General features: G+C 46.4%; 13 protein-coding genes. 8 read left to right on the top strand and 5 right to left on the bottom strand.

Annotation, left to right across the window (positions count from 1 at the left end):
• Nucleotides 1-132: 132 nt before the first annotated feature.
• The gene (locus tag KNO66_RS13060) at nt 133-666 is read left to right on the top strand and encodes a YceI family protein (protein ID WP_214742881.1); all 534 of its coding nucleotides are present in this window, start codon (nt 133-135) and stop codon (nt 664-666) included.
• A 26-nt stretch (nt 667-692) separates the two neighbouring features.
• Here KNO66_RS13060 and KNO66_RS13065 read toward each other — a convergent pair whose 3' ends face one another.
• A complete protein-coding gene (locus KNO66_RS13065) occupies nt 693-1,676 on the bottom strand; it encodes a metal-dependent hydrolase (protein ID WP_214742882.1) in 984 nt (327 codons plus the stop codon).
• A gap of 87 nt (nt 1,677-1,763) precedes the next feature.
• On the opposite strand from KNO66_RS13065, the gene mutY reads away from it, so the two are divergent.
• From mutY to KNO66_RS13085, 4 genes are all read left to right on the top strand, one after another.
• Complete coding sequence (gene mutY, locus KNO66_RS13070; protein WP_214742883.1) at nt 1,764-2,798, top strand: A/G-specific adenine glycosylase; 1,035 nt, start codon at nt 1,764-1,766, stop codon at nt 2,796-2,798.
• Nucleotides 2,785-3,210: a hypothetical protein gene (locus tag KNO66_RS13075; RefSeq protein WP_214742884.1), complete on the top strand. Its 426-nt coding sequence runs from the start codon at nt 2,785-2,787 to the stop codon at nt 3,208-3,210. The genes mutY and KNO66_RS13075 overlap by 14 nt, the downstream gene beginning before the upstream one ends.
• Nucleotides 3,211-3,299: 89 nt before the next feature.
• Nucleotides 3,300-3,842 carry a nucleoside tri-diphosphate phosphatase gene (gene ntdP / locus KNO66_RS13080; RefSeq protein WP_015880896.1) on the top strand — a complete coding sequence of 181 codons (543 nt, stop codon included), beginning with the start codon at nt 3,300-3,302 and terminating at the stop codon, nt 3,840-3,842.
• Between the two features lie 38 nt (nt 3,843-3,880).
• Complete coding sequence (locus tag KNO66_RS13085) at nt 3,881-5,629, top strand: ABC transporter ATP-binding protein (RefSeq protein ID WP_214742885.1); 1,749 nt, start codon at nt 3,881-3,883, stop codon at nt 5,627-5,629.
• A 32-nt stretch (nt 5,630-5,661) separates the two neighbouring features.
• Here the strand turns inward: KNO66_RS13085 and KNO66_RS13090 are convergent, their stop codons facing one another.
• From KNO66_RS13090 to KNO66_RS13100, 3 genes are all read right to left on the bottom strand, one after another.
• Entirely contained in the window at nt 5,662-6,057 is a 396-nt protein-coding gene (locus KNO66_RS13090; RefSeq protein ID WP_214742886.1) for a thiol-disulfide oxidoreductase DCC family protein, read from the bottom strand.
• A gap of 53 nt (nt 6,058-6,110) precedes the next feature.
• Nucleotides 6,111-7,343 carry an MFS transporter gene (locus KNO66_RS13095; protein WP_214742887.1) on the bottom strand — a complete coding sequence of 411 codons (1,233 nt, stop codon included), beginning with the start codon at nt 7,341-7,343 and terminating at the stop codon, nt 6,111-6,113.
• Between the two features lie 118 nt (nt 7,344-7,461).
• Nucleotides 7,462-8,760 (bottom strand): glutamate-1-semialdehyde 2,1-aminomutase, encoded by a 1,299-nt coding sequence (locus KNO66_RS13100; protein ID WP_214742888.1) that lies wholly within the window; start codon nt 8,758-8,760, stop codon nt 7,462-7,464.
• Between the two features lie 191 nt (nt 8,761-8,951).
• On the opposite strand from KNO66_RS13100, the gene perR reads away from it, so the two are divergent.
• A complete protein-coding gene (perR, locus tag KNO66_RS13105; protein ID WP_031421138.1) occupies nt 8,952-9,383 on the top strand; it encodes a peroxide-responsive transcriptional repressor PerR in 432 nt (143 codons plus the stop codon).
• 35 nt (nt 9,384-9,418) lie between these two features.
• Here perR and KNO66_RS13110 read toward each other — a convergent pair whose 3' ends face one another.
• Entirely contained in the window at nt 9,419-9,778 is a 360-nt protein-coding gene (locus KNO66_RS13110; RefSeq protein WP_214742889.1) for a YgzB family protein, read from the bottom strand.
• Nucleotides 9,779-9,880: 102 nt separating this feature from the next.
• Between KNO66_RS13110 and KNO66_RS13115 the strand changes: the two genes are divergently transcribed.
• Both KNO66_RS13115 and KNO66_RS13120 read left to right on the top strand, forming a co-directional pair.
• Nucleotides 9,881-10,819 (top strand): nucleotidyltransferase-like protein, encoded by a 939-nt coding sequence (locus KNO66_RS13115; protein WP_251128148.1) that lies wholly within the window; start codon nt 9,881-9,883, stop codon nt 10,817-10,819.
• A 39-nt stretch (nt 10,820-10,858) separates the two neighbouring features.
• On the top strand, nt 10,859-12,031 hold the full coding sequence (locus KNO66_RS13120) for a PstS family phosphate ABC transporter substrate-binding protein (RefSeq protein WP_214742890.1): 1,173 nt from the start codon (nt 10,859-10,861) through the stop codon (nt 12,029-12,031).
• Nucleotides 12,032-12,321: the final 290 nt, after the last annotated feature.

Raw genomic sequence — 12,321 nt, forward strand, 5'->3', positions numbered from 1 at the left:
ACGGTCTTTTGTGATAAAAGTCAAAATTTTTCGACAATAATTTGTCAATCTTTTGTAAAACCGTTTTGAACTCAAGATTTGTGGTAATCAGTAGATTGTACACATTAATCTATCCATAAGGAGTGAGTCACGATGGCTAAGACATATCAAGTTGACCCGGCGCATAGTTCAATCACATTCACGGTCAAGCATATGATGATTTCTAAGGTGAAGGGCGAGTTCAAAGAATTTGATATTAAGGCGAACGGTGAGCCGGACGATTTAGCGAATGCGAGCGTGAGAGTGACGATTCAGGCAGCATCCGTCGATACCAACAACACGGATCGGGATAACCACCTTCGTTCAGGTGATTTCTTCAATGCCGAGGAACATCCGCATCTCGTCTTTCACTCGACATCTTTCCGTTCGAAAGGGGGCGGAGAATTCGAATTGACAGGGGACTTAACGATTCGAGGAACGACTCGGGAAGAAACATTTGAAGTGGAGTATGAGGGAAGCGCAAAAGATCCATGGGGCAATACGAAACATGCCTTCTCCGGTAAAGGTTCGCTCAACCGTGAGGATTATGGATTAACATGGAACCAGGCGCTCGAAGCGGGCGGTGTCCTCGTCGATAAGAAAGTCAAATTTGAGTTCGAGCTTCAGTTCACTGAATCAGAGGCATAAGAAAAGTCGCTCAGATGAGCGACTTTTTATTGTTCGTATACCAATTTCTTCTGAAGGCTGTCCTCACTAAACACCCAACCCGTAAAGGAAGACAATACCTCGTTCGACTGTTCATCAACGATGACGACAGCGACGAACGGATACATATTTTTAGAGAAGTAGCGCAAATTTGTGAAGCGGTATTCAATCATTCCGTTATGGCGTGTCACAGTATACGTGTGAATTTTAGAAAAATCGAGAAACGCTTGTAAATCAGCATTTTTTCGAGCTTCGACGAAATGAAGATCGTCTTCTCCCGGCATCGGTTTGTCGCGGAAGCGACCACATTCGATGACTTTCCCTTTCTTCACTTTTACGGCTCCGAGACCATCGCGGAAACGGACGGCGACGTGCCAATCATCCCAACCGATTCCTGGTGAGATGAACAGTTCATGTGCGCCTGCAAAGTGTCTCGCCACGGTAGCGAGCGCACGGTTACGCAATTTAAACTGAATCGCATAGTAACTGATGACAAGCGCAATGAGCAATGCAAAAATAGGGACAGTCGCACCCGTTATCATCCATAATGCATATGCTCCGTAATATGCAGAGAACAAATACGGATCAAACGTCCCGATCACACCCCAGCCAATCCATTTTTTTGAGAACGGCTGTAACGCCTGCGTCCCATAAGCGTTGAACAGGTCGACCGTGACATGTAACAACACGGCGATTTGTGCCATCACCCAAAGAGAGGCAGGATTGACGCCAAGGACCGTCCCGATGACGGCACTGACGAGAATCGGCCAAGCGAGCAATGCGGTGATTCCGTGTGAACGACCGCGATGTTGGCGTAAATACGTGCTATTTCCTTTTAACTTAAAGACGGTGTCGAAGTCTGGTGCATGCGAGCCGATGAGCGCCGTCGCTGTCATGGCCAAAAACATCTGTGCATCGCCTGACACTTCCGGGCTGAGCGTCGCGATGGCACTTAATCCAAGTCCCATACCAATGTGTGTCGCAGTATCCAATGTGCTTCAGCACCTCCATCAATAAACAAAAATGATACGATCTATTCCTATTTATCATACAATATTTTAAAAACGAGGGGAAACACAATGCTTAATCTTGATAAATTGTTCACAAATTATAATATTCATCAGTTCAATGAGGAACTTGTCACCTGGTTTAATCGTGAAAAGCGTGATTTACCTTGGCGTCACGCAAAAAATCCATATCGCGTTTGGGTCAGTGAAGTCATGTTGCAACAGACACGAGTCGATACGGTCATCCCTTATTACAACCGGTTCATGGAACGATTCCCGACGCTTGAGGCGCTCGCTTCTGCTGAAACAGACGAAGTCGTAAAATATTGGGAAGGACTCGGTTATTATTCGCGTATTCGAAACTTACATGAAGCGGTCAAAGAAGTCGCTTCTGTTTATGATGGAGTCGTTCCAGAAGAAAAGGAACGTTTCGAGAAACTAAAAGGGGTCGGTCCGTACACGACGGGGGCGGTGCTTTCGATTGCATATAATCAACCCGAACCGGCTGTCGACGGAAACGTCATGCGTGTCATGTCTCGTCAATTCGGGATTTATGATGATATCGCAGTACCGAAGACGCGTAAAATCTTTGAACAAGTCGTTCGTCGATTGATGAATCCAGATCACGCATCCGATTTTAACGAAGGCGTGATGGAGTTGGGTGCTACGGTCTGCACACCGAAAAATCCGATGTGCTCACTCTGTCCCGTGCAAGACACGTGTTATGCGTATGCCCATCATGTTCAAGAAGAATTGCCGGTGAAGACGAAAAAAGGAGCGGCACGCGTCGAGATGTACGACGCACTTTGGATTGAAAAAGAAGGGAAAGTCGCCTATGTGCAGCGCCCGGACAAAGGACTACTCGCCGGGATGTGGCAATATCCGCTTACTGAACGGGGAACGGGGGAACAACTTAACGGAACATATCTTGGGCAAGTGAAACACGTCTTCTCTCATATCGTCTGGTATATCGATTTATATCGAGTTGATACGCTTCCGACGGATGACGTTGTCTGGTTGGATGTTTCGGAGCGTGATGTGAAGACGGTTTCTGTGGCTCAACAAAAACTAGAACGATTGGCAGGTGGAGATCATGAGACGATTTGATGTAGAGACCACATACGATACGACGGTAGACGAACTGTGGGAGTTATTACAGGATGCCTCGCTTTTGACGAAGCTGACAACGTTTCCGAAAGTACGATTAGTGGGGGATGGTGCTTCGGTCGAAGGGAATGAAGTGAAGTTGTTCGTTGGGATCGGTCCGGTAGAACTGCCATGGAATAGCGCCATCAGTGTTGTGGGAAACTACGCATTTTGCGATCAAGGCAAGGCGTTACCGTTTCCGTTTAAGCGATTCACGCACGTGCATCGGGTCGAGTCGCGTGATGGCAAGGCGGTCATGATTGATGAGGTGACGTTCGATAGCTATGTTCCGAATATACTCGTCGAGTATTTTGTCCTTCGTCCGATGTTTCAAGAACGGGCACAGGCCTTCCAAAAAACACTAAATTCATGAAAATAAGAGATTTCCTTTTTCATTGGTTCTGAAAGTCGCTATAATTAAATATGAGAATTGTATAGCATCATAGCGGAAAGGAGGAGCTTATGAGCTTATTTCCCAAAGCAGGTAGCAAAATCGAGATACAGAGCTACAAGCACAACGGAACTTTGCATCGCGTTTGGGAAGAAACGCTCGTCCTTCAGTCGTCAAAAACGGATATGATCGGATTCAATGACCGCATCATGGTCAGCGAGTCAGACGGTCGGCAATGGAGAACGCGAGAGCCGGCAATTTGCTACTTTTCATCTGAGTATTGGTTCAATGTCATCTGTATGATTCGCGAAGACGGGATTTACTACTACTGTAATCTAGGTTCGCCGACTACATTTGATGGGGATGAACGTGCCATCAAATATATCGATTACGATTTGGACATCAAGGTGTTCCCAGATATGTCGTACACGATTTTAGATGAAGATGAATATGAGCGGCATCGTCGCGAGATGAATTATCCGAAAGCGATTGATCGAATCTTGAAGCAGAACGTGCAAGAACTGATTAACTGGATTCGAGGACGGAAAGGGCCGTTCAACCCAACATTCGTCGATGAATGGTATCGCGAATACGAAGCACGTTACCGGAGATGATTCCTCATCTCCGCTTTTTTTCTTAACAAGGAGGAACTATGGGTAGTATTAAACGTTATCTGCAATTTGTCAGTCCATATAAAAAGCAAATTGCCCTTACCATCTTCGTCGGGATTTTAAAATTTTCGATCCCGCTCGGATTACCGTTACTATATAAATATGTCATTGATAATTATTTAGGAGATAATGCGCCGAAACAGGACTATACGACACTCGTCTGGTTATTCAGTATCGTCTTCTTCGTCTTCTTGGTCCTTAAGCCGCCAATCGAGTATTTGCGTCAATATTTGGCGCAGTGGGCAGCGACCCGCGTCTTATTCGACGTACGGAATCGATTGTTCGACCATGTCCAGAAGTTGTCCCTTCGCTTTTATTCAAACAATAAGACGGGGCAAATCATTTCTCGAATCATCAACGACGTCGAACAGACGAAAGACTTCGTCATCACCGGCTTGATGAATATTTGGCTCGATATGATTACGATTTTCATCGCTATTGGAATCATGTATACGATCGACCCACAACTCACGTTGATCGCCATCTTACCACTTCCGTTCTATGCGTTTGCGGTCCGCTATTTTTACGGACGATTGCGTAGCTTGACGCGAGAACGGTCGGCAGCACTCGCTGACCTCCAAGGTCATTTGACAGAGCGTGTGAACGGGATGGCGGTTATTCGAAGCTTTGCGCTTGAACCTTACGAAAGTAAAGCGTTCGAACAACAGAATGGTGGCTTTTTAAAAGCGGCACTCAAACATACGAGTTGGAACGCCAAGACGTATGTCGTCGTGTCCACCATCACCGATATCGCACCAATCCTCATCTTCACGACAGCGTCGTGGCTTGTTATTCAAGAACAGGTATCGCTCGGGACACTCGTCGCGTTCATCGCTTATATTGACCGTCTCTATGCGCCGCTCGGACGTCTCGTCAACTCGGCGACGACCCTCACGCAGTCGGTCGCTTCGATGGACCGAGTCTTTGAGTTTTTAGATGAAACGTACGATATCGAAGAGAAACCAAACGGATTCGTCCCATTGTCGACGGCGGGTAAAATCGACCTTGACCACGTCAGCTTTTCATATGAGCAGGACGGGACACGGGCATTGAACGATGTGAATCTTCAAATTCGTTCTGGAGAACGCGTAGCGTTTGTCGGGATGTCCGGTGGCGGAAAGTCGACGCTTGTCAGCTTGATTCCTCGTTTCTATGACGTGACAGATGGAAGCATCAAAATTGACGGAGTCGATGTGCGTGACTTTAAATTACGTGCGCTCCGTGATCAAATCGGGATGGTCATGCAGGACTCGGTCCTCTTCAGTGAATCGGTCGCGATGAATATTCGGATGGGGAAACCAGATGCGACGGACGAGGAAGTCATCGCAGCTGCCAAAGCGGCAAATGCTCATGAATTTATCTCGAAACTGCAAGACGGATATGCGACACCAGTCGGAGAAAAAGGGGTCAAACTCTCCGGGGGACAGAAGCAACGGCTCGCGATCGCGCGTGTATTCTTAAAGAATCCTCCGATTTTGATTCTAGACGAGGCGACGAGTGCGCTTGACTTAGAAAGTGAAGCGATGATTCAAGATTCGCTGGCCCGTCTGACGAAAGGACGGACGACGTTAATCGTTGCCCATCGTTTGTCGACCATCACGGACGCTGATCAAATCGTCGTCGTGGATAACGGTCGAATCATGGAGGCGGGGACGCATGAAGAATTGATGCGTCGTCGGGGAGCATATTACGATCTTTATATGATTCAAGATTTAGCCGTAGTTGAATAATAAAAAAGTCGAGTCCTATGGGCTCGACTTTTTTAGCGGTCTAAAAATCGTTTGCGAACATCTGGGGAAGGAAGTGTGCACACTTCCTTTTTTCCAAATAGACGTGTCCGATGTTTGGCGAAGAACGTATATCCATGATCACGAATCGGTCTAGGTATGAAACGAATGAGTCGAAGCAGGCGCCAACGGCCATCAAGGTGTTCGGCAATTCGAATCGCAGCGTCTGATTTTAAGTAGGGAACCCCATCTTCAATATAGACGATGCTGTCGACTGATTCCGGGATCCGGTGTCGTGTTCGGAGTGACTGACCGACCTCGCTTTGGAGTGAAGCAAAGTGAATCGAGGCGTGTCGATCATGACGAATGATGAACTGGACACTGGCATCACAGAAGTTGCAATCGCCATCAAATAAAACAATCGCAGGCAAGTACTTCGCCTCCTTCATCGTACTGTTTTACCGTTTTGTCTTCATGTTAAACGTCAAGCAGCGAGTTGGCGAGCAGGTTGCATCTTGTAGAGTGAGATGTAATACAAGTAAGCACCGAGTGCCCCGAAGATAAAGATGTAACCACTCATTAGGATTGGACCGATGAACGCACCGACGACAATCCCTGCTGCTGCGACTAATTTAGCGCCATGGAATGTGAGACCGCCGAACGCAAGGTAAGAAGCTCGGCGTTCCGGGTCGAGCAAATCGATTTGCTTCACCTGCCGAATCGGAGAATAGAGTAGTTCGCCGATGGTAAAGACAATGGCAAGTATCGCAAGAACGATGAAGGAACTCATCGAGGTGATGGCAGCGTACGCCGTAACGTATAATGATAACCCGACGAAAAAGACAGCTTTTTCTTTAAAACGTTTGACGAACGCAGTAACGGCAAACGTGATGGCGACGACGAGCAATGTGTTTTCAAGTTGCATGAACGCCATCATACGAACCCCGTCAATTGGGATACCGATGATTTGTCGACTGTCGAACGATTCCGCTAAATGTACCCCGATGTAGTTCGCCATATGAAACTCGGTCGAAAAGACGAGCATACTTCCGAGGACGAACGTGATCCAGCGGCGGTCCCGAAGTGCGATTTTATAGTTTTCGATGACGCCATGAATCGGATTTGACGGTGTTGAACGGTTACCGGTGTATGTGTCGACCAAGAGGCGTTGAAGGACGATTGTGGTCACAGTGAGAACGACCGTCATGCCGATGAAAAGAGCGAAGCGATGGTCACGATAGAAGGCACCGCCGAGCATGACGCCTCCGGCAATCGCCAAGTTGACGAGCCAGTAGTCATACACGTAGATGGCTTTTCGATTCGATTCTTCCATCGAATCAATGACGATTGCCTCCAGTGCCGGATAGTTCAATCCGTTCGAAACGGCATGACCGAAGTAGAGGATGGCGACGACGAGTGCCCAGTTATTCGATGGGTGAATCGCGATGGTCATCCCGAGGAAACAGATGATTTGAATCACCTGACCAATTTGTAAGACAGCCTTCCGATTGAACCGATCGGAAAAGTACCCACCGAATAGACCGGTCAAATAACCGACGATAACGAATGAGGTCATGATGATTCCAGCGGGGACTTTCCCCAACTCTTCTGAGAAATAGAGTGCCATGAATGGGAAAATGGCAGATCCGACAATTCGAATGCAAAATCCGCAAACGAGTCGCAAGCGGACGTTTAATGGAAAATCTTTAAATTTCATATGGTGAGCACCTCCTTGGTTCTACTGTAATGGGGGACGATGCCTCATAAAAAGAGACACTTTTTTTGAAGATGTCCCCTTTTACAAAAAAAGAGAGATGCTCGCGCATCTCCCTCTCTTACAATTGAGCAAACGAGCGGTTCACCGCTTCGATCGTCTCTTCGATATCTTGCTCCGTATGTTCCGTCGTCAGGAACCAGGCTTCATATTTCGATGGAGCCAAGTTCACGCCGTTCTCAAGCATTAACTTGAAGAATCGTCCGAACTTCTCACCGTCTGATTTTTCTGCACCTTCATAGTCGGTGACGATTTCATCCGTGAAGTAAACGGTAAGGGCACCTTTTAAGCGGTTGATTGTGATGGTGACATCATGCTTCTCTGCCGCCTCACGGATTCCAGCTTCCAGTTTTGCACCGAGTGCGTCTAATTTTTCGTAAACACCAGGTTGCTCGAGCACTTCAAGGCAAGCAATCCCTGTCGCCATCGAGGCCGGGTTTCCTGCCATTGTGCCGGCTTGATATGCCGGTCCGAGTGGTGCGACCGTTTCCATGATTTCCGCTTTTCCGCCATAAGCACCGATTGGTAGACCACCACCGATGATCTTACCGAGTGCCGTCATATCCGGTTCGATTCCGTATACTTGTTGAGCACTTCCGTATGTGAAGCGGAACGCTGTGATGACTTCATCGTAGATGACGAGCGCACCGTGTTCGTGTGTAATATCGTTGACGGCTTGGAGGAAACCAGGTTTTGGCTCGACGATTCCGAAGTTCCCGACAATCGGTTCGACGAGAACGCAAGCGACCTGGTCTCCCCATTCTTTCATCATCTCGCGATACGCTTCGACGTCATTGAACGGGACGGTGATGACTTCTTTGGCAGTGGCTTTCGTCACACCAGCAGAGTCAGGAGAACCGAGTGTCGCGGGACCGCTACCTGCTGCAATCAGCATGAGATCCGAATGTCCGTGGTAACAACCGCTGAATTTCACAACGAGTTCACGACCGGTGTAAGCACGGGCGACTCGTACCGTCGTCATGACGGCTTCGGTTCCCGAATTCGTGAACCGCACTTTATCCATCGACGGGATGGCTTGTTTTAGTTTCTTCGCAAATTCAACCTCGAGACGGTGTGGCGTCCCGTATAATAAACCTTTTGAAGAAGCGTTCATAAGCGCTTCGTGAATGTGTGGATGGGCATGGCCGGTAATGATTGGACCGTATGCCGCCAAATAATCGATGTAACGATTGCCGTCTACATCATAAAAATAGGCGCCTTCGCCGCGTTCCATATAAACAGGAGCCCCACCACCGACCGCTTTAAATGAGCGGGACGGGCTGTTGACACCTCCGACGATATGAGTGAGTGCATCTTGGTACAATGCATCAGATGACTGACGATTTGATGAAGTAGTCATATGTATTGCCTCCTTATTCAAATTCGCACTTATTGTATCATAGCCGTCAACCGCTTAAGCTCAGTGTTTGACGAGTAGTTGAGAAATCAGTACACTATTTATAAAGATTACTATGTAAGAAATAAGTTAATGTTCAAAACTATTTCGCATGAATTTTATAGAAGAAATGAGGGATTGACGTGGGAAGCGAAATGCTTGACCATGCTGTTCAGTCGCTCCGAGAACATGGAGTCAGAATGACGCCTCAGCGCCAGGCCATTTTGGAGTACCTCGTCACGGAGCACAGTCACCCGACAGCGGATGACATTTATAAAGCACTTGCCGCACGGTTTCCGAACATGAGTGTGGCTACTGTATACAACAACTTGCGTGTCTTTAAAGAAGTGGGTCTCGTTCAAGAGATGAACTACGGAGACGCATCGAGTCGTTTTGACTTCGTGACGTCGAAACATTATCACATCATCTGTGACACGTGTGGGAAAGTCGTCGACTTTAACTATCCTGTATTAGATGAAATCGAATCGGTCGCCTCTCAATTGACTGGATTCAAAGTCGATCGTCACCGACTTGAAGTGTACGGAACGTGCCCGTCTTGTCAGTCTGAACAATCGCAAACACATTAAAACCACATCCGAGGATTCGGATGTGGTTTTTTGTATCAATCCGTTTGTTGCGATTGACGCTTATTATATTTCTCATCAAACTCTTTGCCTTCGAGTGACTGATCGATTGTAAGTGGTTCGTCACAATGCATACATAAATCAACACGGCCGAGCATCTTCGTTTCTTTTTCACAGTTCGGACATGTCACGATAATCGCTTTAGTCGAGGCCATTCCGATAATGAAATAGAGTGCAGAGCTTGCGAGGACCATAACAAACCCAAGTAGCATGAAGATGATCATGAGCCATGTGATCGATTTTGCGAGAAGTCCGAGGTACATGACTCCAATTCCTCCAAAAATGAGGAGTAAGGCTATATTACGTGCACGGTTGATTTTGTTCCCCCGTTTTTTCATATATGAATCCCTCCAATAGTCTGTCTCTATCATAGCTCATCTTCAAACAGGTGAGAAGTTCCTGCGCTTTTTCGGCAGGAGTTTTTTGAAAAGAGGGCGAATTTGGTTCGTATCGAAATGACAATCGTCATATATAGTCAACGTACGATTGAGAGAGAAGGGGTCCGGATGACGATGGAATATGCGACTCGCACCATTTATTCAGAATATGCTGCATTAAAAACGACACTCGGGATTATTGAAGTGAAGAAAAAACGAGCACGGGATCCATTGACGGATCAGTCGGATCGTCTGCTGATTGTCATTGAATCAAGGCAAGATCCGTTTTGGACCGTGAAACATTATCAGGTCGGACAAGAGAAGATTGTCCTACATGTGGTTAGTGACTCGATGATGGATCGATGGATTGTCATGAATGAAAACCGGCGTGCTATTCATTGGATTGAAGATGGGCTCGTTTTATTTGAACGAAATGAATATATTTTGGAGTTACGACAGCGAAATCGGAATTTGACGAATCGGGAGCAGCGTCTACAGCTCTCGCTTTCATTCGCGAAATTGTTACGTCGATTTGAGGACGGGCGCTATTTATTTTTAGAAGGAGAGTTTCAAGACGCCTTCACTCAGATTCATCATGCGCTCACCCATTTGGCACGACTTTCGATTTTAGAAGCGGGCATTCATCCTGAAATCGTGTTGTGGGAACAAGTCCGAGCCATCGACCTTGAGATTTATAAGTTGCACGAAGAACTTGTCGGTGGACAGGAAACGCTCGAACAAAGAATCCATCTTGTCGTGATTGGTATGGAACATTTGATTCAATCGAAAGTGTTACCAGGTACATTGTTGTTACTTCAGACGATGCAAGAAAAAGATGAGGCATGGACGTTCTCTGAATTAATGGAACATCCGAATTTGAACGAACTTCGGGTCGACCTCGGAAGTATCATTGGTTTTTTAGTGAAAAAAGGATATGTTCGTACGGTCACGAGACCGACAAAAGGAGTCGGGGTAGAAGCAGTTCTTTATGAGATTGCGTAACGACCCCTGCTTAGGAATGACGAGGAGAAAAACAGGTATATGAAACTATTGAAATTTAGCGTGGGCACCATCTTTATTTTGTTCGTCACGGTTGTGATTTCCGTCTTTGTCGCGCTCTTTACGATGGGCGACCCAATCACACTAGGGCGACCGATTATTTGGACGGTATGGTATATAGCCATTCTGCTCATCGTGTGTATGGGACTCTATGATTTTTCGTCCTTTTCAAAACAAAAGATTCGAAAAGTTCTAGGCTGGGGTGCGTTGGCCGGTGTTGTCCTCTTCGCTTCTGTGAAAGGATACTATATGTATCAAGATAGTTTGAAGATCGAGGAACGCGGTGTGGAGTTGACGGATTATCAGCCGTTCACGAATTCTGGACAATTGGCAAAGCTCGATCATGAATCCACGGTGAAGTTTGAGGGAGGACTGCCACGATTAGACGGGGCGACCGCACTCTATCCGATGTACGCTTCATTCGTGGAAGCAGTCTATCCGGATTCGGAAACGTATGACCCATATAATGATCAAACGAGTAAAGTCGTATCGACGACAACACCGGAAGCATACAGTCGACTCATGAACAATCAGACTGACGTGATTTTTGTCGCTGGTCCATCTGACCGTCAGTTGCAAGAGGCGGAACAAAAAGACGTCTCTCTACATATGACAGCAATCGGCAGAGAAGCATTTGTGTTCTTCGTTCATGAAGATAACCCCGTCGATTCTTTGACGATGGAACAAGTTCGTGGTATTTATTCTGGAGATATTCAGAATTGGAAAGAGGTTGGGGGCAACTCAGAATCCATCCGAGCTTTCCAAAGACCGGAGGATAGCGGCAGTCAAACGGCGTTACAAAAGATGATGGGCGAACAAAAACTCATGGAAGCACCGGTAGAAGATGTTCCTGAGGGGATGGGCGGAATTATCCAACAAACTTCATCGTATCGGAACCATAAAAATGCGATTGGATTCTCATTTAGATACTATGCGACAGAAATGGTGAAGGACCATAAAATCAAGTTACTTCGTGTAGAAGGAATCGAACCGACCGTTGAAACTATTCAGGATGGGTCATATCCATTAACTTCAGAATTCTATGCGGTGACTACGAATGAGAAGGCGAGACAATATGGAGATTTTCTAAATTGGCTTGCAAGCGAGGATGGGCAGACCTTGGTTGAAGAGACGGGCTATGTGCGTCTTGATTGATCCAAAGTAAAAGGTTTACTTTTCGTTCTATTGACGGGAAGTAAATCTTTTTTTATTTTTTATCGTTTTTTGTGTTGACGAAGTGGTAAATAGAGATTATAGTTATAAACGTTGTCACGGCAAAAGATTATTTCAGAAAAACAATTTGTGAAAAAGTTGTTGACGAGAATGGTTGAAACGTGATAGATTAATGAAGTCGCCAAGAGCGGCAGACGAACTTTGAAAACTGAACGATGAGGCAAAAATAAGTTTTACAATTTTTGAATGAAGCGCAAGCTTCGTCAATTTAA

The sequence above is a fragment of the Exiguobacterium sp. s48 genome (assembly GCF_018617395.1).
GTDB lineage: Bacteria > Bacillota > Bacilli > Exiguobacteriales > Exiguobacteriaceae > Exiguobacterium.